Raw genomic sequence first — 26,082 nt, forward strand, 5'->3', positions numbered from 1 at the left:
CCGAATAGAGTAACACTTCGATAACTCTTTTAAAAGATCTTACCATCATAAAGTTTTTTCTAGCTATGATTAATGTAATGTATAAAAATTCCTGCCCTAACTGTGGTGGGGACATTTCTGGTGACAGATTGCTGAATGGTCTGCCATGTGAGGCTTGTTTACCTTATATTAACGGAATAGATGATGTAGACCATATTTCAAAGGTAAAAACGTTATACAATATTTTACTTAATAACGATAAAATTAAAAATTATTGGAATTTATATTATAACATCACTACATTTGAAACTGTCTTTAAATATTTTAGAGATAAAACTGGATATGAACCTTGGTCTCTCCAGAAACTATGGTTAAGAAGGCTTGCGAGTAATCAGAGTTTCACTATGTCAGCTCCAACTGGATTGGGGAAGACAACCACATTGATGACCTATTCTGTCTTTATTGGCCAAGATGTAGTATATATCGTTCCCACAAAGTCCTTAATGGAACAAGTATGTAAAAGATTAGAGAAATTAGGTGCTCAAGTATCTTGTGGTAAAATTGATCAAAAGAAAGTAAGCGTAATAACAATAAGTTACCTAAATAAGAACGCGGACTCGATAGTAAGCCTTAAGCCAAACTTTGTCGTAATAGATGATGCAGATGCCGTAATAAAGAGCGGTAAAACAACTGATAGACTTGTTAGCTTATTGGGGATTCCGAAGGACGTTTATGAGAGTGCGATTCAACTAATTAGGCTAAGGAATAAATACTATTTCTCTAACGAATACACGGAAGAAGTTAAAGAAAAAATTAGAGAATTGGAGCTTAAGATAGCAGAATTTAAGGATAAAATTTCACAGCTAGTTATAGCTAGTGCTACAATACGACCTAAAGGCATTAAGCAAAAAGCTTTAAGGTTATTAACAGGTTTTGAACCTTCTTCTATTCAGTTATATGCTAGGAATATAATTGATGCTTATACTGAAAATCTAGATCTTTCAATAGTCAAGGAATTAGGAAGTGGTGGGTTAATTCTAGTTTCGAAAGAATATGGTAGGTCCAAATTAAATGAAATAAAGAAATACGTTGAGGACTTAGGTTTTAACGCTAAATTAGCAATAAGTGGAAGGAAATTCCTCGACGATTTCTCTCAAGGTAAAGTAGATATTCTAGTAGGTTCTGCGTCTTATTATGGTGTTGCCGTTAGAGGAATTGATGAACCTAAAAGATTAAAATACGTCATATATTATGGAGTACCTAAAATAAGAGCTAAGCTTTTTGACGCTTTATCTAATCCATTTACATTACTCAGAGTAGGTAAATTAATTGGAATCGATTTTTCAAAGTTACAGAATAAGATTTTAATTCTGAATCCTTCTGAAGTTCAATTATTGAAGTTTTCCATAATAAAAGGAGAAAGTATAAACTACCATAAGTTAGAACAATTGAGGCAAGAATTGCTATATTATATGTCATTAGTTAAAGATAAGTTGAAGGAGAAAGTCGAGGATACTTTAATTTCAGATAGTTTTGTAATTACCAAGCAAAATGGAAATTATTATATCGTCTATCCCGATATGATAACATATTTGCAAGGCTCTGGGAGGGCAAGCAGACTTTACAATGGTGGATTGACTCTTGGATTTTCAATAATTCTAGTAGATGATAGACACATCTTTGAAATATTGGAGAAGAAAATGCAAAAATTGTTTCCTAACACTACCTTTACTTCATTATCTAATACAAATTTATCTGAAATAAAAATTAAACTGGAAGACTCTAGAAAAGAAGAAGGGAATAGGGTCCATTTTAACATATCAACTGGTTTACTTATAGTAGAGTCTCCAACAAAAGCAAAGACTATAGCTAAAATGTTTAGCAGACCCTCGGTTAGGATAAGAAATAAAGTACCAGTATACGAAACCATTATAGTAGATGGTAATCAAATATACGTGTTAGATATAGTAGCTTCAAAAGGCCATATCGTGGATCTAACCTTAGAAGATATAGGATATTATGGGATAAAAGTAGAAGATGATGGAACTATAAAGCCATATTACGACTTAATAAAGAAATGCCTCGACTGTAATAAGATATTTTCTAGTGCTTCAGATAAATGTCCATACTGTGGTTCTGCAAATCTTCAATCAGCTCAAACTACCATTAACTTACTCAGGGAGTTAGCGTTATCAGTAGATAAAGTGTTTATAGCTTCTGACCCAGATACTGAAGGGGAGAAGATAGCATATGATCTGGCTTCATTCTTGTCTCCATATAATTCCAACGTGTATAGAGTAGTATATCACGAAATTACTAAGAAGGCAATATTAGAGGCATTGAGGAATCCCAAAAAGATTAATACAAATCTAGTAATGAGTCAGATAGTTAGAAGGATAGAAGATAGATGGATTGGCTTCACGTTAAGTAACTTACTAAAAACGAAGTTTAATGGACATAATCATGGTGCGGGTAGGGTACAAACTCCAGTTTTAGGTTGGATAGTGAATAAAACGATAAAGTATAAGAGTGCAATGGGTCACGTGGTTTATATTGACATCGCGGGATACTCCATTAAAAAATATTTTAGTGAAAAAAGGAAGGTGGAAGAGTATATAAATAACTTACAAGTAGCTAGAATTGAAAAAATCTCTGAAGAGAAAATACTATTATCTCCATTACCTCCCTTTACTACAGACACCTTACTTATTGAGGCTAACATGAAATATAAACTACCAGCTAATCTTGTAATGAAGATTGCTCAAGATCTATTTGAGGCTGGCCTAATAACATATCATAGAACTGATAGTACTCATATTTCCTCTGTAGGTATAGAAATAGCAAAGGAGTATCTTCAAAAGCAAGCGCTCATTAAAGAGTTTGTTCCTAGATCATGGGAATCATCGGAGGAAGGTGCTCATGAGGCAATAAGACCAACTAGAGCTATAGACGTTAACGAGTTAATTCAAGAAATAGAGGAGAATCCTTATAAGTATTCGATAAGGTTTAGTAAATTACACTTATTAATTTACGACTTAATATTCAAGCGATTTATAGCTAGTCAGATGTCCCATGCAGTTGGTACAAAAAGTAGGTATTTGATAAAGTTAGGCAAGGACGATAATGTCGATGTAGAATTGTTAAGTAATGCTGAAGGCGGATTTATTAAGGTATATCCAGTTAAGGTGTATAATTTACCTGTAGGTGAGATTCAACCTAAAGTTAATATTACTAAGGGGTCAAGTGAACAATTGCTAAGTTACTCTGATGTGATATCATTAATGAAATCTAAGGGAATTGGAAGGCCTAGTACATATGCAAAAACTATAGAAAATCTAATGAAGCATGGATATATAGTTAGCAGTAAAAGAAAGTCATATCTAATAGCAACAAACAGAGGTATCTCAGTATATCAATTTCTAAGCTCCAAATTCTACGATCTAGTTTCCGAAAGTACCACATCTAGATTAATGACAAAATTGGACGACATTGCACTAAGCAAGTTGAATGCTTCTACAGTGTTATTAGAAATATTCAGCGAGATATCTACCTTAGTAAACCCTCTTAAGTCTGAGCAAAATGTATGATATACGCCTTCTATCTCTAACTTCACTTCCAGTCTGCACATTTACCAATTGTACGCCATCTCCTAATCTGTCCTTTAATGAATTGTAGACGTCTACTGCTTTAGAAATTTCCCTACCTGTTCCTTTTAATATTACTTCGTCTATTCCTTGATTAAACAGAACAATTACATCTAAAACGTGATCTTCTACATTTTTTGTTTTTCTAACTACTATCTCATTCAATTTTTCTGTCATCTTCTCTCACGAGTCATAAGTGGATATGCAAAAATAAATCTAATGTTCAGTAACACGGGCCCTTATCATCAATCAAACTGAAGGGCGTCATCACCAATAAGAAAGTTATTTTTAAGAGTATTTTAAACTTTGTAGATAAGCAATAGCATTGAGCAATAAGTATACTATAATGTCTTTACCTACATGATAATACTTTTGTAGAAATTGATAGGAAGTATCTATAGCTTCCCTAACCTTAGCCTCCTCTATATTATTGAATGGAATCTTCCTTAAGATCTCTTCTGGGTTATTAATTAAATCGTATGGTTTCAACAAGATTTCTACTTGATTATCTCCTGACTTAAGGTCGACTGCAAAGATCTCATTATTATTTAATGGCGAGAAGGAGGAATAGTATTCTTCAGATTTAACAATGTCAATAAAATCTTCGTACAAGCACCATCTAGTTTCCCTACTATCAACATCTATAAATGATGTTACTTTATATTTATTATTATTTCTTCTAAGCTGTTTTAACTTATTTTCAAGACTTTTAGCTGAGATTCCTAAAATCTCCGATAGCTCATTAACTGTATACGCACCACCTTTTAGCGCTTGATATATTGTTAAATTTAGATCAGAGAGCCAAGGCCTTATCTGTGCATGAGCGAATATCGCTTCTCTCAACGACCCTGCGTTCTCAGTATACACTATTTTTATTTTACCTTCCCTAACTCTTCTGATAAATTCTAGAGTTTTCTTTATGGTAAAGTATCTTTTTATGGTCTGTCTTAGCGCTTCTTTTATCAAGAATTTATCCTCTTTTGTGTTAATTTTTGATATTTTACCAAAACTTGGTTGGATCTCCTTAAGTGTCGCTATGTATAGAGGTGATCTTAATATAGATCTTAATATAATTTTTATGATTTTTCTATCATTCATATTGATAATGTCTTTGAATAAATCTACTGGAGTGCCCTTTATCGAAAAACCATATATTGAACTTCTACTAGAAGCGTTTAACGTATACTTTTTAGTAACTAAATAAAGTAATATATGAGATAAAGTATTTGAAATCCTCTCATCAATAACTACAGTGTAAAGCCATTCATCTTCCTTGTTTTCTACCAGTATAACATCTCTAGAGGGTATTTTCAGTCCTAACTTTCTATAGTTCTCGAATATCTTGATTATGCTTTCCTTTGAGTTTTTGTCCATAATCTCATTCATTGTAAGATAATATTCATTGAAATTTTCCATAATCTTTCTAATATAATTCACTATTAGTGGAGATTTGGACATATTTTCTCCTTTCCATATAGGTATCTCACCTTCACCTTCATTTGCTGGAGTAACATCTATCGTATTTTTATGCATATTTATACGTAATACTTTCCAGAACTTTCCGCTTATTCTTATTATATCATTTGCTCTCACATGCTTATATACGTAAACTGCATCTATCTCACCTACGGTTATACCATTATGTTTTAAGGAAAAGGTTTCGTCGTTGTTGATCAATGAGAAGAATTCTGAGAAGTCCTTTCCCCAGCTGTTTTTAGCATCTCTATTAAATCTCCATATCTTAAAGAACCCTTGACCTAGTTTCAAGTAGTTTTCCTCTATTTTTATTATATTATTCTTGACCAAGTAATTAACTAAATCTAATAGTTTTGATAATTCTAGATTCCTATAAATATAGGTACCCCGAATTATATTAAAAATCTCTTCTATACTCATCTTCTGATTTTGCAGTATCATGCCTACTATTTCTCTAGCAACAACATCTAATCCATCATCTATGAAAGGTTTTTCCATTTTACCATCTTTCGCTGAGAGATACAGCGCTAAAGACTCTAATACGTCGAAATCATAGAAGCAGATTATTTCTCCCTTAGGAACTCCATGAACTATATGTCCACTTCTACCTAATCTCTGTAAAAATGAGGATACTGAAGTTGGCGGTCTTAGCATTATTACTTTCTTTATATCTCCTACGTGAATTCCTAGTTCTAGTGTCTTAGTGCATACTACTGCCTTCGCATTACCATTTCTTAATTCTCCTTCAGCTAAGTTCTTAAGATCTCTAGAAACTGACGAATGATGCACGTAGATTTCTTTATTCCCTAATTTTTCTAACTCTTCATGAAGTCTTTCTGTGGAAAACCTAGAATTTGTAAAGACTAGTGTTGGTTTTTCTATTAGTTGATTTATTTTTTCTGCTGCACTCTTCCATAAAGCAAAACTATTATCATTACCAAGTTTATTTATTTTTATTTCAAAATTCCTCGTATCATTTAATCTTATTATTTTCATCTTTCTTTCGGAAGATCCGAAGAGGAATTGAGCTACTTTGTCCTCATCACTCACTGTAGCTGATAATCCAATTCGTTGAAAATCGTAACCAATAAAGTATTTTAATCTTTCAAGTAATATTGATAACTGAGTTCCTCGCTTCGAGTTTATTAATTCGTGAATCTCGTCAACTACGACCCATTTGACATTTTTATAATGTTCCCTAAATCTACTTGCCCAGTCTAGATCTATTTCTAATCCCTCTGGCGTAGTGACAATTATATGGGGTATTCTCTTTAATCTTAAGTTCTTTTCCTTTTGAGGAACTTCTCCGTGTTTTCTATTTACTAAAAAACCTAGTCTGGAGGCCCACCAGTCTATCCTATAAAGAAGGTCATTAATTAGTGCTTTCAAGGGCGTAATATAAATTACAGTGACAGGTTTAACGTCTTCTTTCAACATTCTATTTAAGATCGGAAGCAACGCAGCTTCAGTCTTTCCATAACCAGTAGGTGCAATGACTAGCGTATTGTAACCATTACTTATTGGTTCAAACGACATTTCTTGTACTCTAGTTAACTTCATCCAATTTTTTTCCTCTATCAGCTTTCTTAATCGCTGGTCAAGATGATCTAGCATTAATTATCACGCCAAATTTACTGAATAGCACCATTTACCGTTATTTTTAAAAATATAAAATCAACGTTCAATCTATGTCTCAGAAATATACTTGTAATGTATGTGGTAGATCTTTTCCAGAGGGTCAAGGAATAATAATTGAAATTAGTAGTAATAAACTATACTTTCACAGTAAAAGTTGTGCGTATAAGTTCCTTAAAGAGATAATTATGGAAGCCGATACGGACTGCATTAATTCTTCATTAAAGAAGGTAAAGAAGAAATACGATGAGATATTAGAACATTTAAGTGAAAAAGCTGAAAAGAAAATTTAAAGTTTTTGAAATAAATACTCCGCCAATAGGTATAGTTTTATTTAGGCTAAGTAATATCTGTATTTGATTGAAAAATGCAGATTAACATTACTAGAGTTAGCACATACGAGTGGCGTATTGATAAAGGCGCTCAAGAGTGTATGAAAGTTCCCGTTACAATATTTGCAGATGACGTTCTAATTGAAAAAATGAAACAAGATATGACATTAAGACAAGCAACTAACGTAGCTTGTTTACCCGGTGTCCAAGAGTCAATTTACGTTTTACCAGATGGTCATCAAGGTTACGGTTTTCCTATAGGCGGTATAGCAGCTACTGCGATCGAGGAAGGAGGAGTGGTAAGTCCTGGAGGTATAGGATATGACATAAATTGTGGTGTCAGATTACTCAGAACTAATTTAGACTATAAAGATGTAAAGCCAAAATTAGCTCAGTTGGTTGAGGAGCTGCATAGAAACGTGCCGAGCGGTGTAGGAAGTGAGGGTAAAGTAAAATTGACATATCAGCAATTAGATCAAGTATTAGCGGAAGGAGTTGCGTGGGCGGTTGATAAGGGCTTTGGATGGAAAGAAGACATGAATCACATGGAACAACGTGGTAGCTGGGAGCTAGCCGATCCTTCAAAAGTAAGTCCGATAGCAAAACAAAGAGGTGCCTCTCAGTTAGGAACTTTAGGAGCTGGTAATCATTTCTTGGAAATTCAAGTTGTTGATAAGATATTTGATCCCCAAATTGCTAAAGCAATAGGGGTAGATCACGAAGGTCAAGTAATGGTTATGGTTCATACGGGTTCAAGAGGTTTAGGTCATCAAGTAGCTAGTGATTATTTACAGATAATGGAAAGAGCAATGAAGAAGTATAACATTCAATTGCCAGATAGAGAACTAGCTGCAGTTCCCTTTGAGAGTAGAGAGGGTCAGGATTACTTTCATGCAATGGCATCTGGAGCTAATTTTGCGTGGACGAATAGACAATTGATTACGCATTGGACGAGAGAGAGTTTCGGTAGAGTATTTGGTGTCGACCCAGAAAAATTAGATCTTAGCATAGTTTATGATGTAGCTCATAATATAGCTAAAATTGAGGAGTATGTAATTGGTGGAGAAAGGAAGAAGGTATTAGTACATAGGAAAGGTGCTACTAGGGCTTTCCCGCCTGGTAGTCCGGAGATTCCCGCTGATCATAGAAATATTGGCCAGATTGTTTTAATCCCAGGTAGTATGGGCACTGCTAGTTATGTTATGGCTGGAATACCAGAAGGTAGAAGGACATGGTTTACTGCGCCTCATGGTGCTGGTAGGTGGATGTCTAGGGAAGCTGCAGTGAGAAATTACCCTGCTAACGTAGTAGTTGAAACTTTAGCTGAAAAGGGTATAGTAGTAAGGGCTGCTACTAGAAGGGTAGTAGCTGAAGAAGCACCGGGAGCCTACAAAGATGTTGATAGGGTAGCTAAAGTTGCTCATGAAGTTAAAATTGCTAAATTAGTTATGCGATTAAGACCCATAGGGGTTACCAAAGGATGATAAATAGAGAGGACTTGTTAAAAAACCCAGTTGAAGATATAACATTGAGTGACCTAAAGAAGTATAACGATATAGTTAGTGTATTCGATAAGATATACGGTTTTAGCAGTGAGGGTATAGTGAATGGTTCTAAAATACTAAAAGAAATGATAAAAAACGCAGATTTAAGGTTTCTATCGTTCACTGCAAATTTAGTTTCTACGGGATTAAGGGGTTTGTTTGCAGATCTTATCAAAAAGGGATATTTTAACATAGTAGTAACCACTGGGGGCACAATAGACCATGATTTGGCTAGAAGCTTTGGTGGGGTCTATTACAAAGGTTCTTTCGATATTGATGATACAATGTTAAAAGATTTGGAGATTCACAGATTAGGAAATGTTTTAGTTCCCTTTGAATCCTACGGTAAAGTAATAGAAGATGTTGTAAGGAAATTTTTGCCAGAAATAACTAAGGACAGAAAGGAAATATCAGCATATGAATTGTTATGGGAATTTGGAAAGAGAATAACTGATTCTAATTCGATTCTCAGAGCAGCTTATGACAAAAATGTTCCAATAATAGTACCTGGAATATTAGATGGCAGTTTTGGGACAAATCTTTTTATACAATCTCAGTTTTTGAACTTTAGGATTAATCTATTTGAGGATATGCGACTAATTAAAGACTTGATCTTTTCTTCTAAAAAGAGTGGTGCATTAATAATAGGAGGGGGTATAAGTAAACACCATACAATATGGTGGAATCAATTCAAAGACGGTTTAAATTACGCTATATATATTACTACTGCCCAAGAATATGACGGTAGTTTAAGTGGAGCAAAGCCTAGGGAAGCAATCTCATGGAACAAGATTAGACCAGATGCTAAACATGTAACCATCTATGGAGATGCGACAATAATAGTTCCTATTTTGGCCGCGTCTTTATTAAGCTAAATATTGTAATATATAGGGTGTAACATTCATGTCTGCTAAAGAAAAGTTTGCAAGCTTATCCCCAGCAGAATTCTTTAAAAGGAATCCGGAGCTTGCCGGATTCCCTAATCCAGCTAGGGCTCTTTATCAAACTGTTAGAGAATTAATAGAAAACTCGTTGGACGCAACTGATGTTCATGGGATACTGCCTAATATTAAGATTACGATTGACTTAATTGATGAATCTAGGCAAATATATAAAGTTAATGTAGTTGATAATGGAATAGGCATCCCCCCACAAGAGGTTCCCAATGCGTTTGGTAGAGTATTATACAGTTCAAAATACGTGAATAGGCAAACTAGGGGTATGTATGGTCTGGGTGTAAAAGCTGCTGTTCTCTATAGTCAAATGCATCAAGATAAGCCTATAGAAATAGAGACTTCACCAGTAAATTCTAAAAGATTATATACTTTTAAATTGAAAATTGATATAAATAAGAACGAGCCAATAATTGTAGAAAGGGGATCTGTTGAAAACAATACAGGTTTTCATGGGACGTCAGTAGCAATATCTATACCGGGGGACTGGCCCAAAGCTAAATCAAGAATTTATGAATATATCAAAAGGACTTACATTATTACCCCATATGCAGAATTTATCTTTAAGGACCCTGAAGGAAATGTAACATATTATCCGAGACTAACAAATAAGATTCCTAAGCCACCACAAGAGGTTAAGCCTCATCCTTATGGAGTAGATAGAGAAGAAATCAAAATAATGATAAATAATCTAAAGAGAGATTATACTATAAAGGAATTTTTAATGAGTGAATTCCAAAGTATAGGAGATACTACTGCAGATAAGATTTTAGAATTAGTTGGATTAAGGCCCAATAAGAAGGTTAAGAATTTAACAGAAGAGGAAATCACTAGGCTAGTTGAGACTTTTAAGAAATATGAGGATTTTAGATCTCCTTCAGCAGACTCACTTTCTGTAATAGGGGAAGATTTGATTGAATTAGGTTTAAAAAAGATCTTTAATCCGGATTTTACAGCATCCATAACCAGGAAACCTAAGGCTTATCAAGGACACCCATTTATAGTGGAAGCCGGTATCGCATTCGGTGGTAGCATACCCGTTGGGGAAGAGCCCATAGTTTTAAGATACGCTAATAAGATTCCGTTAATTTATGACGAGAAATCGGATGTCATATGGAAGGTTGTTGAAGAGTTAGATTGGAAAAGGTATGGTATTGAGTCAGATCAGTATCAAATGGTAGTGATGGTTCATCTGTGCAGTACTAAGATACCTTATAAGAGTGCTGGTAAGGAAAGCATCGCTGAAGTAGAAGATATAGAGAAGGAAATAAAGAACGCGCTGATGGAGGTTGCAAGAAAACTGAAATTGTATTTAAGTGAGAAGAGAAAGGAGCAAGAGGCTAAGAAGAAATTACTCGCATATTTAAAATATGTACCAGAAGTCAGTAGGTCTTTGGCAATCTTTTTAGCATCGGGTAATAAAGAGTTAGTGCCAAAATATCAAGGTGAGATTGTGGAAGGTTTATTTAAACTTATTTCTAAGAAATTAGATTTGATTAATATTGAAGAGTATAGAAAGGTATATAAGGTGGATAGTGAATGAGTTCTGAATTTATATCAAAGGTTGATAAAGAAGCGAGAAGGAAAGCTGCTAGTATATTGCGCGATAAGTTCCTTAATTTAGTTGAACAACTTAAGAAAGGCGAACCATTAGTAATGGAAATCCCAATGAGAACTTTATCTAATGCGATCTATGATGAAAAGAGAAAGCTACTACTCTTGGGAGAAAAGAAACTTAAAAGGAATTTTCTAGATATGAACGAAGCAAAACGATTTATGCAGACCGTATTGATGGCATCAATAATTTATGACGCGCTAGTTAGCGATGAGTACCCAACTATACGTGATCTTTACTACAGAGGAAAGCACTCACTTTTGTTAAAGTCAATTGATGGCAATAAGATAGTGTCTGAAGAGAATACATGGGATGAACAAAAGGAGTCAGATAGTGTTATAGTTGATATCGAAGTATTTACGTCTCTCCTTAGAGAAGAAATGCTGATTCTCAGTAAGGAAAAGGGTAAAGTAGTAGGTAATTTAAGGATAAGGAGCGGAAATGATACAATAGATCTGAGTAAAACTGGTCATGGAGCCTACGCGATTGAACCTACTCCCGATTTGATAGATTTCATTGATGTTGATGCAGAATTTGTACTAGTAGTGGAGAAAGATGCAGTATTCCAACAGTTGCATAGAGCTGGTTTTTGGAAACAGTATAAGTCCATTTTAATAACTAGTGCGGGTCAACCAGATAGGGCAACTAGGAGATTTGTCAGAAGACTTAATGAGGAGCTAAAATTGCCAGTTTATATCTTAACTGATGCTGATCCCTATGGATGGTATATATTCAGCGTATTCAGAATAGGCTCAATATCTTTATCTTACGAGAGTGAGAGGCTAGCTACTCCAGACGCCAAATTTTTGGGCGTATCAATGAGTGATATCTTCGGTAATTCCAGAAAGAAACCCTATTTAAGTGAAGCCGAGAGAAAGAATTATATAATTAAGGCCAAAGAGGCAGATATAAAGAGAGCTGAGGAAATTAAAAACTATGAGTGGTTTAAGACTAAAGCATGGGAAGAAGAGATAAACACTTTCCTACATAGGAAAGCTAAATTGGAAATAGAAGCTATGGCAAGCAAGGGTCTTAAGTTTCTCGCTTTCCAGTACATTCCAGAGAAGATAACTAATAAGGATTACATTGCCTAATCAGCCGAGACAGGTTATTTCATGTGTAGTCAATTTTATGGGTTTCATCACTCCTATTCATAATAACCAAGAATCTCATTAAAAGTATTCTTCTTACACACATTACAATAGATATATATGGTTCTTTGTGAACTTATATCAAAGCTGATATTTAATACTTTTTCAGTATTACAGTTTGTACACCTTATTTTCCATGGCATACTTTAATATCTAGTTTTATATAAAATAAAATTGCTGTGAAGACCTAGCTAGGTCTGAAGAGTGATGAGGGGCCAAAGCTCGGAGCGTTTTTAATAAGAGTAAGAGTTTAAAGTTTAACACATTTTATATCATAGAGGGTTAAAGATGAGCATAACGTACACGACCGTCGGTGAGCTCAAGGTAGGTAGTTATGTAGTAATAGATGGAGAGCCTTGTAGGGTTGTAGAAGTAACTAAGGCTAAAACAGGTAAGCATGGAAGTGCAAAAGCTAACGTGGTAGCTATTGGGGTTTTTAGTGGAGCAAAAAAGACACTAATGGCTCCAGTAGATCAGCAAGTTGAAGTTCCTATTATAGAAAAGCATATCGGTCAAATAATTGCAGATATGGGTAATAAAATACAAGTAATGGATTTAGAAAGTTATGAGACCTTCGAGATCGAGAAACCAACAGAAGATGAGCTAGCCTCCAAGATAAAACCTAATGCGGAATTAGAGTACTGGGAAATAATGGGAAGGAGAAAAATAGTTAGGGTTAAGTAATAATGTTAGAAAATATAAGAGATGCAGTAAGGAAGTTTCTTACAGGATCTACACCCTACGAGAAAGCAGTAGATGAGTTTATAAAAGATCTTCAGAAGTCTCTTATTTCATCCGATGTGAATGTAAAGCTGGTTTTTTCCTTAACAGCAAAGATTAAAGAAAGGCTAAATAAGGAAAAACCCCCATCTGTGCTAGAAAGGAAAGAATGGTTCATTTCTATAGTTTATGATGAGCTTTCTAAATTATTTGGTGGAGATAAGGAGCCTAATGTTAATCCCACCAAGCTACCTTTTATAATAATGCTAGTTGGTGTTCAGGGAAGCGGTAAAACGACCACTGCCGGAAAATTAGCGTATTTCTACAAAAAAAGAGGTTATAAGGTAGGTTTAGTTGCAGCCGACGTTTATAGGCCTGCAGCTTACGATCAATTGTTACAGCTAGGTAATCAAATTGGTGTACAAGTATATGGAGAACCAAATAATCAGAACCCTATTGAGATAGCTAAAAAAGGAGTTGATATATTTGTAAAGAACAAAATGGATATAATCATAGTTGATACTGCAGGAAGGCATGGATATGGAGAGGAGACTAAGCTTCTAGAGGAAATGAAAGAAATGTATGATGTATTAAAGCCTGATGATGTAATCTTGGTCATAGATGCGTCCATTGGACAAAAAGCTTATGATTTAGCATCTAGATTCCATCAAGCAAGTCCAATTGGCTCTGTAATAATAACAAAGATGGATGGTACAGCAAAGGGAGGTGGGGCATTATCAGCAGTAGTTGCTACTGGAGCTACGATAAAGTTTATAGGTACTGGAGAAAAAATAGACGAACTAGAAACATTTAATGCTAAGAGATTTGTTTCTAGAATATTAGGAATGGGAGATATAGAATCAATCTTGGAGAAAGTTAAGGGATTAGAAGAGTATGACAAAATTCAAAAGAAAATGGAAGACGTTATGGAAGGTAAAGGGAAGCTAACACTTAGAGACGTTTATGCGCAAATCATAGCCTTGAGGAAAATGGGTCCCCTTTCTAAAGTACTGCAACATATTCCTGGTTTAGGAATTATGCTTCCTACTCCTAGTGAAGATCAATTGAAAATAGGAGAGGAAAAAATTAGGAGATGGTTAGCAGCCTTAAATTCTATGACATATAAGGAACTGGAAAATCCTAATATAATTGATAAGTCGAGAATGAGAAGAATAGCTGAAGGATCAGGGTTAGAGGTTGAAGAAGTAAGAGAACTTTTAGAGTGGTATAATAACATGAATAGGCTTTTGAAAATGGTAAAAAGAAGGAGGGGCAATATTGATAAACTCTTCGGAGGGAAAATCGGATAATAAAATAATTGAGAAAGCGACACAAATATTATCAAAATATCCCTTGTGTGATAGCTGTCTAGGAAGATGTTTTGCAAGATTAGGATATGGATTAGAGAATAAAGAAAGGGGTAGGGCTATCAAGATTTCGTTAATGTTAATCCTGGATGAAAAGATAAAAAATCATGAAATAGGTGACCTTAGCTCAATTAAAAGAATAATGGAGAATCTCGGACCGATAGCTGAAAAGTGGTATAAACTCTATTTCTCTTCAGAATTTCATAGCCACCCTTGCTATTTATGCCAAAATAAAATTGAAGATATAAAGGAAGATTTCTCCGATAAGGCGTTCAAGTTGTTATCTGGATTAGGTGTTAAAAGTTATGTACTTGGTGTTGAACTAGATGAGGAAACTAAGAAGAAGGAGAGTAAAATTATTGAAGAATTTACTCTAATGTACTACGAGAGTATAAAACACGAAATAAAAAGGGAAGTAGGTAAAACATTGTCGAAAAGAGGATATCCCCCAAATATGGACAACCCTGAAGTAGAGATAGTTTATAGGCTTTCTGATCTGCAAGTGTTTATTATATCTAAAAATATAAGAACCTTTTACGTTTATAATCGTCTAAATAGAAACCTACCTATATCCTCTTGGTTCTCTAAACAAGGAAATGAAGGACTGAATACTTTACTCCAGAGAAAGATCGTTTTCGCGTTTTCTGAACCCACAACAGTAAGGATCCTCGCAGATTACCCTATTGTTATAGAAAATGAGGGAAGGGATAAGATAGATGTAGGAGGATATTACATTTTCAAAGTGATGACTGTAGGAAAAAAGGAGTTACAAGCGATATCGGCTGCTAAACCAACTATGAGGAAATATAGAGTTACAGTTTATTCTACAAGTAGTCTTAGTGACGCTATAAGGGTATACGGAAATATATATGATCTCTACATAGACGCTAAATCATTTAGTGAGCTTAATGAGAAATTAAGTAAATTAAAGTCTCAATACGAAATTATAGTACTATCTGTTGATCTAATTGACGTTAAGGGGAGAATCAAAGATATAATTGAAAATTATCTAAAATCTTTTTAGTTTGGAAGAATATATGCTAGTTTATGAAGATAGGTCTTATAGGCCTAGGTATAATGGGATATAGAATAGCAGCCAATCTAGCTAAGGCTAATAAACTTAATTTAGTGTATGATAGGACTCAGGAAAAAATTGAAAGTTTCGTTAAGGAATATAAGGTTAACGGTGTACAAAATACTAAAGATCTTGTAGAATCATCAGATGTCATAATAACTATGTTGGCTGATGACTACGCAGTGAAGTCTGTGGTTGAACCATTAATACCATTGATGAAAGGCAAAATTTTAATTGATATGAGCACTATAAGTCCGACATTAAGTATTAGCTTAGCCAAGAGGATAGAAAGCAATGGCGGTACAATGTTTGATGCTCCTGTAATAGGAACTTCAGTATTTGTTGAGCAAAAGAAATTGGTTGTATTAGTAGGCGGACCTAAGGATAAGTTTGACATAGTTAATGATATAGCTAAGGAAACAGCATCGTTAGTAGTATATATGGGCCCTAATGGTATGGGACTTTATTCCAAGCTAGTAAATAACTTGCTTTTAGCCTCTTATGTCGCAGCTATAGCTGAAGCCTATAATTTCGGAATAAGAGCTGGATTAGAGCCTCAACAAGTTGTTAATATATTAACTACATTAAGTAGTGCTAGGTCTCCAACTACTGAATTAAAAGCACCTAAATTATTGAAAGAGGACTATTCAACTCAGTTTGCAACAAAACACATGAGGAAAGATTTAGAAATTATTATGAGGGAAGCTCAGAATTTAAAGATAATTACACCGGTTTCATCATTAGTATTAGAACTGTATAAAATGGCAGAAGCATTAGGATATTCTGAGGCCGATTTCATCTCAGTTGTAGAAGTCTTCAAGAAACTCTCACCTAAAACCTAAAAATCTCCTTTTTATACCTAAATTATGAACATCAATATTTCTGGTAAAAGAGTCCTCGTTACAGCATCCACAGAAGGCATTGGTAGGGGGATTGCAGAGGCTTTTTTAAGAGAAGGATGCAACGTTGTAATATCTTCTAGGAATAAAGATAAAATAGAAAAAGCTATTTTAGAAATGAGAAAAATAGGACCATCAGTATGGGGCTTTCCAGCAGATCTAACTGATTTTAAGTCTCTAGAGGAGTTAGTTGGCTACGCTTTAAAGATCATGAACGGAATCGACATTTTGGTTGTAAACTCTGGAAATCCTCCTAAAGAGCCTTCCTATTTTTTTGAGAACACTATGGAGGATTGGGAATATGCTACTAAACTGTATCTATTAAGTGCAATAAAACTTACAAATCTAGTATATCAATACATGAAGGCTCAAAGATGGGGTAGAATATTCTTCTTATCCTCATGGACAATCAAAGAGCCTCAACGAATATTCTCGTTAGCAGATATTACAAGAGCACCATTAATTCAGATGGCAAAACTACTTAGCAAAGAATTGGGGGAATACAACGTAAACGTTAACGTAATCTTAATGGGTAGTTTTGAAACTGAAGGAGCTAAGAGATCCTTAAAAAAATATGCAGAAAAAGTTGGTCAACCATTAGATGTTATTTGGAAGAGGGAGGTAATTTCTCAAATTCCTATTGGAAGGACTGGGGACATAAAGAATGAGTTAGGTTCTCTTTTGGTATTTTTATCATCAGACTACGCAGGATATATTAATGGGACATCAATTCTAATAGATGGTGGAATGTCAAGAGCGATTTAAGGGCTAAAATAAACCTTTAATATTACCCTTGAAGGACTTAAGGTATTATACTTCATCTAACTCATGGAAAGGTTTATAAAATTAGTCCTATAGTAGTATTATAGAGAAAATATGAGTTCGGGTAAAAAACCAGTAAAAGTAAAAACACCAGCTGGTAAAGAGGCTGAATTGGTTCCAGAAAAAGTATGGGCATTAGCACCAAAGGGTAGAAAAGGTGTAAAGATAGGTTTATTTAAAGATCCAGAAACTGGGAAATACTTCAGACATAAGCTACCAGATGATTATCCAATATAACTTTAAAATTATTTCCTCTTTTTTGTAAAGTGATGAACATTATTTTAAAGATAAGTGGTAAGTTTTTTGATGAAGATAATGTAGATAATTTAATAGTGTTAAGACAGAGTATCAAAGAGCTCGCTGATAACGGTTTCAGAGTAGGTATTGTAACAGGTGGAGGTTCTACTGCTAGAAGGTATATAAAGCTAGCAAGAGAAATCGGAATAGGTGAAGCCTATTTAGATCTTTTAGGTATATGGGCGTCAAGACTTAACGCCTATTTAGTGATGTTTTCTTTGCAAGATTTAGCATATATGCACGTTCCTCAAAGTTTAGAAGAATTTATACAAGATTGGTCTCATGGAAAGGTAGTAGTTACTGGTGGATTTCAGCCTGGCCAATCAACTGCTGCTGTAGCTGCGTTAGTTGCTGAGGCATCCTCTTCAAAAACCTTAGTTGTTGCGACTAATGTGGATGGTGTCTACGAGAAAGATCCACGGATATATGCAGATGTAAAACTCATACCTCATTTAACCACTCAAGACTTACGGAAAATTTTAGAGGGTTCCCAATCTGTCCAAGCTGGTACATATGAATTATTAGATCCTCTAGCAATAAAGATAGTTGAACGTTCAAAGATAAGGGTTATAGTAATGAATTATAGAAAACTTAATAGGATAATTGACATATTAAAAGGAGAGGAGGTTTCATCAATAATAGAGCCAGTGTGATGGCTATGTCAATATTAGAAGATCCAGAATTTGTAAAATTAAGACAATTTAAAGGTAAAGTAAATTTCAATTTAGTTATGCAGATACTGGATGAGATAGAACTTGATCTAAGGGGAAGTGATAATATCAAGACATCTATAATATATGTATATTCAAGCCATTTAGATGAGATAAGGAAAAATAAAGAATTCTATGATATGATTGCAGAGATACTACAAAGGTATTACAAAAAAATAGGCATAGAGAATGTGAATCAGTTGATACTAACTACTATAAAATAGTTCGTATGTCGAACCTTTCTTTACCGAATTCATTATATATCCTTTACCTTAATTCTCACTTGTATGATAAAAGTAGGTATTTTAGATTCGACGTTAAGAGAAGGAGAACAAACTCCTGGAGTAATATTTACTGTAGACCAAAGAGTAGAGATAGCTAAGGCTCTATCCGATTTAGGAGTATCTATGATAGAAGCCGGTCATCCGGCTGTATCTCCAGATATTTACGAAGGGATAAAAAGAATAGTCAAATTGAAAAAAGAGGGTATTATAACATCAGAAATTGTAGGACACAGTAGAGCCGTAAAAAGAGATATAGAAATTGCAGCAGAATTAGAGGTAGATAGGATAGCAATATTTTACGGCGTAAGTGATATACATCTAAAGGCGAAACATAAAGCAACAAGAGAAGAGGCTTTAAGGGTAATAGCTGAGACAATTAGTTACGCTAGGAGTCACGGCGTAAAAGTCAGATTTACCGCAGAAGATGGTTCAAGGACAGACTTTGACTTCTTAGTTACAGTATCGAGAACGGCTAGAGATGCAGGTGCGGATAGGGTTAGTATAGCTGATACTGTAGGCATATTATATCCATCAAAAACCAAGGAATTATTTAGCGCGTTAATAAGGGAAGTTCCAAACTTGGAGTATGATATTCACGCTCACAATGACTTAGGTCTAGCAGTAGCAAATGCATTGGCTGCAGTAGAAGGTGGAGCTACGATTGTTCATGCAACGGTTAATGGGCTTGGAGAGAGGGTTGGTATAGTACCTTTGCAACAAATCGTAGCAGCTATTAAGTATCATTTTGGTATAGAAGTAGTTAAACTAGATAAATTACAGTACGTTTCCAGTTTAATTGAAAAGTACAGTGGAATTCCGATGCCACCTAATTATCCCATAACTGGGGATTACGCTTTTTTGCATAAGGCAGGAGTTCATGTTGCGGGTGTGTTGAGTGATCCTAGAACATATGAATTTATGCCTCCAGAGACGTTTGGTAGAACAAGAGATTACACTATTGATAAATATACAGGAAAGCATGCGTTAAGAGATAAATATGAAAAACTAGGTGTGAAAATCAGTGAGGCTGAAATGGATCAGATTTTAGCTAAAATTAAGTCAAATACGACTATAAGATTTTACAGAGATGTGGATTTACTAGAGTTAGCTGAAGAAGTTACCGGAAGAGTTTTGAAGCCAAGACCACCTGAGCAAATAGAAGCGTTAATTTCAGTTAAGTGTGATTCTAACGTTTATACCACATCAGTAACTCGTCGTTTATCAGTTATTAATGGCGTTAAAGAGGTTATGGAAATTTCAGGAGATTATGACATACTGGTCAAGGTTCAAGCTAAGGACTCTAATGAATTAAACCAGATAATCGAAAGTATAAGAGCAACTAAAGGTGTGAGATCAACATTAACATCATTAGTCCTTAAGAAAATGTAAATTCCCTTCTAAAACTTTTTAAGGAAAACGAGTTTATATTTAAAATGTGCGGGGGTGCCCGAGCTGGTCAAAGGGGGCGGACTCAAGACCCCTTAAGTGAGAGATCCGCTGGCGAAGGCCTTCGCGGGTTCAAATCCCGTCCCCCGCATCCATTTCTTCAATTCTACCTTGTTCATTAGCCAATATGATCTTATTATATAATTCCTTGCAGAAAATTCCAGTTTCTACTATTGATGGTATATTCTTTATCATTCTGTCAAACTCGCATAGATTTTCAGTTTTAACAGAAACGTCCAAAATCACATTTCCATTATCTGAAATAATTGGCCCCATTTTACCGCTTCCCTCCCTTATTTTCACGGTAAATCCCATTTTCTCTAATTTGTATTTGACATAACTTACTCCAACGCTTATGACCTCAATTGGAATATCAATCACTTTAGTGTCTTTTAGTTTAGTAGATTCTCCTATAAAAATTCTGTATTTAGAAAAGTATGCCAAAAGTTTTTCCCTAAGCAAGGCACCTCCTCCACCCTTTATCATAATACCGTCTTTGGTAACTATATCGAAGCTATCGACGTAAATTTCTGGTTGAATAGCGGAGAAAAGGGAAAGTACTTTAAAACCGCGCTTACTTAATTCGATTTCAGTATCGATAGAGCTCGCAACAAATAATGAGCTTTCTTTAAGATTTTCTTCACTACTTAAAACTTCTATCAATTTCTTAACAGTTTTTCCAGTACCAACGCCTATTATCTTTTTTCCTCTTAGATAGTTCAAAGTATACGTTGCTAGTAATTCCTTTGGATCCACGAGTATATGGTTAGTAAAGTAAATATAAAACCTAACTCAGCGTTTGCACATCCCTCTTCACCGATCTAAGCCTGGAAGCTCATCATTTATAAACAAATTATATTCAAAGGTATTTAACCTTAGGGTGTTAAAATATGTCAAACTCAGATCATTTAGCAAATGAAAGAACCTTATTAGCGTGGATAAGGACTGGGATTGCCCTAATAGGTTTCGGTTTTGTCATAGCTAAATTCGTACTCTTTTTACATATCCTAAAGCCGACCAGTACTACTCAATCTATATCAGTAATTTACGGTGAGGTTATGATAATTTTAGGTGTAATAACGATACTTTATGGTTTATATGCTTATTTAGCTTACGAAAAGGATTTAGAGAGAGTAGCACTTTACGGTTTTCTCCTCCTCTTGAACAGTTTTTTGATCCCACCCACCTCGTGATAAATACTTTTTATCAATCTGGCCAACCTTTTGGCCCCGAGCACCAGACCCGTGGAGTACTTGAAGTATTGGACAACGAGGAGGGAGAGAGCCTTCAAGGCCACGAAGCCTGAGTTCCTAACCCAGGTCAAGAAGGACCCACCCTCGAGTCCCAAGGCCTTGAGCTCTCTAATCAAGACCTCGATGTCCCAACGGTTCTCCCAGGTTGTTATAATATCTTCAGCCGTGTCGTTAAGGTCGGTGGAGAAGAAATACCTCCTCCCGTAACCCTTATAATCATCTATAACAAGTAACTTTATGGGAGTACCCAAGTACTCTACCAGGTACTCCCCTTGGGGGAACTCGCTAACGGGTACGGATCTGCCACCCTCGACGACCCGCGCGCTGGACTTGAGTTCCCCCACAGTATTCCCTTGGAGAGTCCTCGAGTTCACGTACCATGAGTCGAAGACCTTAGCTTTTACATTCAAACCTGAGAGGGAGGAGAGAAACTCCAAGAGGGCATCTATCTTGGTCTTGAACTTCACCTCCTCACCCCTACGCTTGAGCTCCTCTTCCACCTTTCGGGGTATGTAGGCAATTATGTGGATCACGTAGATCTGGTTGTTCACCAGATCCTTGACGCCAATCACAAGGAGTTGAATCGCGGGTTCGAACCTCTTGTGTGATCTACAGTAGAAGATCTGCGCCCCGTTTCTGGAGACCGGCATGGCCCTAGCGTAGAGCTTGTGGTCGTGGGTGTCGTCCACTATGAGAAGGACAGGATGATCCCCGACTAACTTCTTCACGACCTCGATTAGTTTGGCCTGAGCTGCTTTGTCTAAGTTATTCAACACGGTCTCGTAGTCCATCTCGGCCTCTTGAGCTATTTCGGTAGCATTTCTTCCCACGACCGCCCCCAGGACGAGCCTCTTGGCAACGTCCTTCCTCGTTCCAGTCATGGATAGTATGACCTCGTTAACTGCCTTTTCCAATGCCTTATAGTACTCCTCCCTCGTCAATTCTTTGGTCATACCAAAATTAAAGGTTCTAATTTTAAAAAGTTTTTATGGGCCTCTTGAACTGCCAGGATTTTCCGATAAATGCTAAGAGAGGTTCTATAAGACCAAAAAAGACTGAGAATACGATCTTTTCTGTTATAATTATAGCATTTGCAATAATTTTATCATTTCTTTTGTTGTTCTAGTGTCTTAACTATAACGAAGTTAGTCTTCCCCGCTTCTTGTTTAGGATCCCCTCCTACTATAACGATTTTTTTAAATTTTAAGTCCTTTATTTTTTCCTGCATTAGCTTGGCTGAGACGTCTATTATCTCGTCTATGGACTGCATCTTTTTGTTTATACTAATGGGTATTACACCATAACAAAGCTTAAACTTTTTAGCTAGTCTAGGATCAGGAGAGACTCCTATTATGTTACGTTCAGGTCTCAGTCTCGATACGCGCAATATTGAATTACCTGATCTACTATACACTACTATTACATCTGCCTTAGATACTTTACTTGCATTTACAGCAGCTAGAGCTATCGCATCACTCTCACTATTTAGTGGTCCGATTGGTCTATGTTTTACACTCTTTTCTACATTACTTATGATATTATGAAGAGTTCTTACGCTTTCAACTGGATAATTGCCTATGGCTGTTTCATCGCTTAACATTATAGAGTCCACTCCCTGCATAATCGAGTTAGAAATATCTATAATCTCAGCTCTGGTAGGTATAGGGCTGTTTATCATCGAAGTTAATACTTGAGTTGCTAAAATGACGGGTTTGCCAAATACTCTTGAAGTCCTTACTATTCTCCTTTGAATTAAAGGCAGATTTTCTAAGCCAGTCTCAACCCCCAAATCGCCTCTGGCTACCATTATTCCATCCGATTCATTAACGATATTGGTTAAGTTCTTTAATGCCTCACTTTTTTCTATCTTCGCGATAACCCAAGCTTCATCACCTACAAATTCCTTTACCTTCTTTACATCATTCTCACTTATTACAAAAGAGAGTCCTATATAATCTGCTCCCAGATCTAAAGCTCTTTTTAAAAGTTTTAAATCGTTGTCCGTTATCCCAGATTTTAGATTGACATTAGGAATATTTATTCCTTTTCTCGATAATAAAATTCCACCCTCTATTACGGTTCCCTCTACTCTATCCTTAGCTTTTGACTTAACCCTCACACGTATTGTTCCGTCTGCAATTAAGATATCCGAGTTTTCTTTTACAGCCGAATAAAATAACTCATCATCAACTGGAATTCCATCTTTTTGAGAGAAAACTATCTTATCTCCTTTCTTCACCTCTATTGGTTCTTTGAGTTCTCCTAGTCTCAACTTAGGCCCTGGCAAATCTACTATAATACTAGATTCCGGTGCATATGTTCTAATAAGATCAAAATACTTCCTATGAGATGTTTCGTCTCCATGTGCAAAATTTATTCTAAAAACATCAACGTATTCTGCCAGTTCTTTTACTTTTTCCTCTGAGGAAGGACCTAAAGTAGCAACTATTTTAGTCTTTCTCATTACATAATCTTACTAGCTATTTCTTTAATGTTTTCGCATGCCTCTTTTACTCCATTTTCGCATGCCTTCCTTAGGACTTCATTACTTTCTCTAACTGCATTTAGTTTCTTATATGCCGTTCCTATCTTTAATAAGAATTCTGGATTAATTTTTTCATTTTTCAAATCATTGTATAGCTTGTCTAATGAATCCTTTTTATTTGCCTTAACTATGACGTCTAGCGCCAGATCAACGTATTCACTCATCTTATTCATTAACGCATAACAGTAAACTACTCTCTTTATATTGGCACAAGGGGATATATCAAATATTTTTCCTATGGAATCTAGGGTCTTTACGACTGCATCGCAATTTGCTGTATCTATTATATTGCATATAATCCAATTCGACTCTTTGATGTTTTCTGGTGATATAGTCTTAGAGAGTAATTCAATTCCTTGTTCGACGAAACCATCTAATATTAGCCTTTTGGCTTCAATTAATTTTCTTCTTAGTTCTTGGCTCTCGCTCATCAATAATACTCTACGTATTAATAGTTTAAATTATTTCTTTAGATCACTTCTTTTAGATTACATTAAAATTACATGGGAGTTTTTCTTTATCTCAAACATTATTGATTTAGCACATTCAGTAGTTATTCGTGATAGTACCGTGAAATATAACCAAGATCTTTCGCTTTACCTAGGGCTAAATCAGTAGCATATCTCCCCATAGCTGGTCCATAACTCCATCCTAATCTGCATGCTCCTGTAACTAATACTAAATTATTTCTCTTCCCTATTACTGGAAAACCGTCTGGTGAGCATGGTCTAAAACCCATGTTTAAATCGATTATGTATTGGATATCAACTAGCTCTTCTGCTTTTTTTAGAAAATCTTCTGCTCTTTTAGAGTCAATGGAAAAGTCTGCATCGAACCCTCCGGTTATCTTTATATGGTCACTTAACGGTGAGATAGCTAGACCATAATCAACAATAACCGCTGCACGATTTAACTTACTAACACCTTTGACTCTATATCCATAACCCTTGAACGCAGTTAGTGGGATTTTTAGGATTCTAGACCAAATCCCAGCTGCTACTACTACTAAATCGTATTTTTCCCCATCTATATATCCCTCATCAGATACTTTGATAACCTCTTCATTTTTAACCTTTATATTGCTGACAATTTCTCTTGAAATTCTATCAATAAATTTTTCGGTAGAGATTCTACTTAGCTCTGGAAAGAATAATCCACCCGCAAAACCCTTGATCTCCTCAATTTCAAACTTAGGATTAAATGGGCTTTTCTTCTCATCCTCTATTCCACTTTCAAACTCTTTAGAATTGTAATATAGTTCAAGAAGACCGTCTTCGTGATAATCGAAATCATTCTTTTCCTCAGCAATTCTCTTATATTCTGATAAGGAAAACTTAGCCATCTCCCTCATTGTATCCCAAGCTTCTCCCGGAGGGTCCTTTTCCAGATTCTTAATAAGCTCTACTAACCAGAGTTTATCAACTTCCTTTATATCCGTACTTCCATTCATTTTATATTTTAACATCTTTTTAATCATGCTAAGGGTATTTATTTTATCAAACCTATAAGGCTCTATTAAGCCTGCAGCGTGTATGGAACCAGCTCCTAGGAAGCCTTTTTCATATATTATAATGTCTTTTATCCCTTCCTTAGCTAGGTAGTAAGCAGTAAATAAACCTACTATCCCTCCTCCTACAATCCCAACTTTCAAGTTAACTCTTTAATTAATTTCTCAGCAACTTTTTTAACTTTACTTTGTTGCATAGTTAGTTCTTCTAAATATCTAATATTCGCCTTTAACTCGTCTAAACTGATGAAATTTTCCTTAACTAGCATAAAAGCTATCCTCCAAGCCAGTATTCTAACGTTGGCTTTTTTACTTTTTAGAAATTCTGAAAACCTATCCTTATCTGAGGAGTCAAATATCCCTTCATGTACTAATTTAACAAACAGTCTCCAAGCTTTTTTCCTAATAGTGGGATAAATACTTCTTAATAATCTCCAGTAGGCGTATCTCGTGCTTCTGATATGTTCTTTTGGAACTATCTCTAGTTGGATTAACTTTAGCACATTACTCCAAGCAGACCATTTTATCTTGTCTGATTGTGCTGTCAATGCTCTCTCAATCCCCTTTGTCTGTAAGATCTTATACACATGTAAGTGTTTCCAAGCATCGTCTCTAACTCCTTGCAATCTATGCCACAATAGTGATCTTAAATAATTCCTATACTGTTCTAGTTCATTAACATTCCCAGTCTCAATTAAGAAATCTATAGCTTTCCATCCAACTTCTCTTTCTAATCCATCTTTACTTTTTAGCAAGTTGAGTAAACTTCTTATATTCCTTATCAGATATTTGACGTCCTTTCTTTCCAATGCGTTCTTTATATTCATG

At 35.3% G+C, this 26,082-nt stretch carries 24 protein-coding genes, 1 tRNA gene and 1 pseudogene; 18 read left to right on the forward strand and 8 right to left on the reverse strand.

The annotated features are described in order from the left end of the window. Positions 1-65: 65 nt before the first annotated feature. The gene (gene rgy / locus SSOP1_RS04930; protein ID WP_009992408.1) at positions 66-3,566 is read left to right on the forward strand and encodes a reverse gyrase; all 3,501 of its coding nucleotides are present in this window, start codon (positions 66-68) and stop codon (positions 3,564-3,566) included. On the opposite strand, the gene alba2 is transcribed toward rgy, so the two are convergent. Together alba2 and SSOP1_RS04940 are read right to left on the reverse strand one after the other, a co-directional pair. Beyond that, positions 3,531-3,800 carry a chromatin protein Alba2 gene (gene alba2, locus SSOP1_RS04935; protein WP_009992410.1) on the reverse strand — a complete coding sequence of 90 codons (270 nt, stop codon included), beginning with the start codon at positions 3,798-3,800 and terminating at the stop codon, positions 3,531-3,533. The genes rgy and alba2 overlap by 36 nt on opposite strands. 111 nt (positions 3,801-3,911) lie before the next feature. Then, the gene (locus SSOP1_RS04940) at positions 3,912-6,713 is read right to left on the reverse strand and encodes a DEAD/DEAH box helicase (RefSeq protein ID WP_009992411.1); all 2,802 of its coding nucleotides are present in this window, start codon (positions 6,711-6,713) and stop codon (positions 3,912-3,914) included. A gap of 74 nt (positions 6,714-6,787) precedes the next feature. Here SSOP1_RS04940 and SSOP1_RS04945 point away from each other — a divergent pair, with 74 nt between their 5' ends. The 15 genes from SSOP1_RS04945 to SSOP1_RS05015 all read left to right on the forward strand — a co-directional run bounded on the left by SSOP1_RS04945 (position 6,788) and on the right by SSOP1_RS05015 (position 20,040). After that, a complete protein-coding gene (locus tag SSOP1_RS04945; protein ID WP_009992412.1) occupies positions 6,788-7,027 on the forward strand; it encodes a hypothetical protein in 240 nt (79 codons plus the stop codon). A gap of 74 nt (positions 7,028-7,101) precedes the next feature. Beyond that, complete coding sequence (locus SSOP1_RS04950) at positions 7,102-8,550, forward strand: RtcB family protein (protein WP_009992413.1); 1,449 nt, start codon at positions 7,102-7,104, stop codon at positions 8,548-8,550. Beyond that, positions 8,547-9,485, forward strand: coding sequence for a deoxyhypusine synthase (locus tag SSOP1_RS04955; protein ID WP_009992414.1), 939 nt, complete (start codon positions 8,547-8,549; stop codon positions 9,483-9,485). Before SSOP1_RS04950 ends, SSOP1_RS04955 begins: the two co-directional genes overlap by 4 nt. Positions 9,486-9,513: 28 nt before the next feature. Next, positions 9,514-11,106, forward strand: a complete 1,593-nt coding sequence (locus SSOP1_RS04960) for a DNA topoisomerase VI subunit B (RefSeq protein ID WP_009992415.1) — start codon at positions 9,514-9,516, stop codon at positions 11,104-11,106. After that, positions 11,103-12,272 (forward strand): DNA topoisomerase IV subunit A, encoded by a 1,170-nt coding sequence (locus tag SSOP1_RS04965; RefSeq protein WP_009992416.1) that lies wholly within the window; start codon positions 11,103-11,105, stop codon positions 12,270-12,272. The genes SSOP1_RS04960 and SSOP1_RS04965 overlap by 4 nt, the downstream gene beginning before the upstream one ends. Positions 12,273-12,617: 345 nt before the next feature. Beyond that, on the forward strand, positions 12,618-13,013 hold the full coding sequence (locus SSOP1_RS04970) for a translation initiation factor IF-5A (RefSeq protein ID WP_009992418.1): 396 nt from the start codon (positions 12,618-12,620) through the stop codon (positions 13,011-13,013). A gap of 2 nt (positions 13,014-13,015) precedes the next feature. Next, the gene (locus SSOP1_RS04975) at positions 13,016-14,359 is read left to right on the forward strand and encodes a signal recognition particle protein Srp54 (protein ID WP_010923154.1); all 1,344 of its coding nucleotides are present in this window, start codon (positions 13,016-13,018) and stop codon (positions 14,357-14,359) included. Beyond that, positions 14,328-15,440 (forward strand): pseudouridylate synthase, encoded by a 1,113-nt coding sequence (locus SSOP1_RS04980; RefSeq protein WP_009992422.1) that lies wholly within the window; start codon positions 14,328-14,330, stop codon positions 15,438-15,440. The genes SSOP1_RS04975 and SSOP1_RS04980 overlap by 32 nt, the downstream gene beginning before the upstream one ends. Before the next feature lie 23 nt (positions 15,441-15,463). Beyond that, on the forward strand, positions 15,464-16,333 hold the full coding sequence (locus SSOP1_RS04985) for an NAD(P)-dependent oxidoreductase (RefSeq protein WP_009992423.1): 870 nt from the start codon (positions 15,464-15,466) through the stop codon (positions 16,331-16,333). A gap of 24 nt (positions 16,334-16,357) precedes the next feature. After that, positions 16,358-17,155 carry an SDR family oxidoreductase gene (locus SSOP1_RS04990; protein WP_009992424.1) on the forward strand — a complete coding sequence of 266 codons (798 nt, stop codon included), beginning with the start codon at positions 16,358-16,360 and terminating at the stop codon, positions 17,153-17,155. 111 nt (positions 17,156-17,266) lie between these two features. After that, positions 17,267-17,449 carry a chromatin protein Cren7 gene (cren7, locus tag SSOP1_RS04995; RefSeq protein ID WP_009992425.1) on the forward strand — a complete coding sequence of 61 codons (183 nt, stop codon included), beginning with the start codon at positions 17,267-17,269 and terminating at the stop codon, positions 17,447-17,449. 32 nt (positions 17,450-17,481) lie between these two features. Continuing rightward, positions 17,482-18,162, forward strand: a complete 681-nt coding sequence (gene pyrH, locus SSOP1_RS05000) for a UMP kinase (RefSeq protein WP_009992427.1) — start codon at positions 17,482-17,484, stop codon at positions 18,160-18,162. Positions 18,163-18,167: 5 nt separating this feature from the next. Then, positions 18,168-18,443: a hypothetical protein gene (locus tag SSOP1_RS05005; RefSeq protein ID WP_009992428.1), complete on the forward strand. Its 276-nt coding sequence runs from the start codon at positions 18,168-18,170 to the stop codon at positions 18,441-18,443. 63 nt (positions 18,444-18,506) lie between these two features. Further along, a complete protein-coding gene (gene lysS / locus SSOP1_RS05010) occupies positions 18,507-19,892 on the forward strand; it encodes a homocitrate synthase (RefSeq protein ID WP_009992429.1) in 1,386 nt (461 codons plus the stop codon). 48 nt (positions 19,893-19,940) lie between these two features. Continuing rightward, a tRNA-Leu gene (locus tag SSOP1_RS05015) sits at positions 19,941-20,040 on the forward strand. On the opposite strand, the gene rpiA is transcribed toward SSOP1_RS05015, so the two are convergent. Then, positions 20,022-20,705 (reverse strand): ribose 5-phosphate isomerase A, encoded by a 684-nt coding sequence (rpiA, locus tag SSOP1_RS05020; RefSeq protein WP_009992432.1) that lies wholly within the window; start codon positions 20,703-20,705, stop codon positions 20,022-20,024. The genes SSOP1_RS05015 and rpiA overlap by 19 nt on opposite strands. Before the next feature lie 134 nt (positions 20,706-20,839). Here rpiA and SSOP1_RS05025 point away from each other — a divergent pair, with 134 nt between their 5' ends. After that, positions 20,840-21,142: a YidH family protein gene (locus SSOP1_RS05025; RefSeq protein ID WP_014511607.1), complete on the forward strand. Its 303-nt coding sequence runs from the start codon at positions 20,840-20,842 to the stop codon at positions 21,140-21,142. On the opposite strand, the gene SSOP1_RS05030 is transcribed toward SSOP1_RS05025, so the two are convergent. Further along, complete coding sequence (locus SSOP1_RS05030) at positions 21,091-22,155, reverse strand: ISNCY-like element ISC1217 family transposase (protein ID WP_010923157.1); 1,065 nt, start codon at positions 22,153-22,155, stop codon at positions 21,091-21,093. The two genes, SSOP1_RS05025 and SSOP1_RS05030, sit on opposite strands and share 52 nt — an antisense overlap. A 77-nt stretch (positions 22,156-22,232) precedes the next feature. On the opposite strand from SSOP1_RS05030, the pseudogene SSOP1_RS18020 reads away from it, so the two are divergent. Then, positions 22,233-22,328 (forward strand): annotated as a pseudogene (locus SSOP1_RS18020) (YidH family protein); the annotation flags it as partial. On the opposite strand, the gene pyk reads toward SSOP1_RS18020, so the two are convergent. The 4 genes from pyk to SSOP1_RS05050 form a co-directional block, all read right to left on the reverse strand. Next, positions 22,308-23,666, reverse strand: coding sequence for a pyruvate kinase (gene pyk / locus SSOP1_RS05035; RefSeq protein ID WP_010923158.1), 1,359 nt, complete (start codon positions 23,664-23,666; stop codon positions 22,308-22,310). The pseudogene SSOP1_RS18020 and the gene pyk sit on opposite strands and share 21 nt — an antisense overlap. Next, positions 23,666-24,178, reverse strand: a complete 513-nt coding sequence (locus SSOP1_RS05040; protein WP_009989260.1) for a DUF1955 domain-containing protein — start codon at positions 24,176-24,178, stop codon at positions 23,666-23,668. The genes pyk and SSOP1_RS05040 overlap by 1 nt, the downstream gene beginning before the upstream one ends. A gap of 122 nt (positions 24,179-24,300) precedes the next feature. Beyond that, positions 24,301-25,398, reverse strand: coding sequence for an NAD(P)/FAD-dependent oxidoreductase (locus SSOP1_RS05045; protein ID WP_009989259.1), 1,098 nt, complete (start codon positions 25,396-25,398; stop codon positions 24,301-24,303). Continuing rightward, the gene (locus SSOP1_RS05050; RefSeq protein WP_009989257.1) at positions 25,395-26,081 is read right to left on the reverse strand and encodes a hypothetical protein; all 687 of its coding nucleotides are present in this window, start codon (positions 26,079-26,081) and stop codon (positions 25,395-25,397) included. The genes SSOP1_RS05045 and SSOP1_RS05050 overlap by 4 nt, the downstream gene beginning before the upstream one ends. Position 26,082: the final 1 nt, after the last annotated feature.

Source organism: Saccharolobus solfataricus (genome assembly GCF_900079115.1).
Lineage (GTDB): Archaea > Thermoproteota > Thermoprotei_A > Sulfolobales > Sulfolobaceae > Saccharolobus > Saccharolobus solfataricus.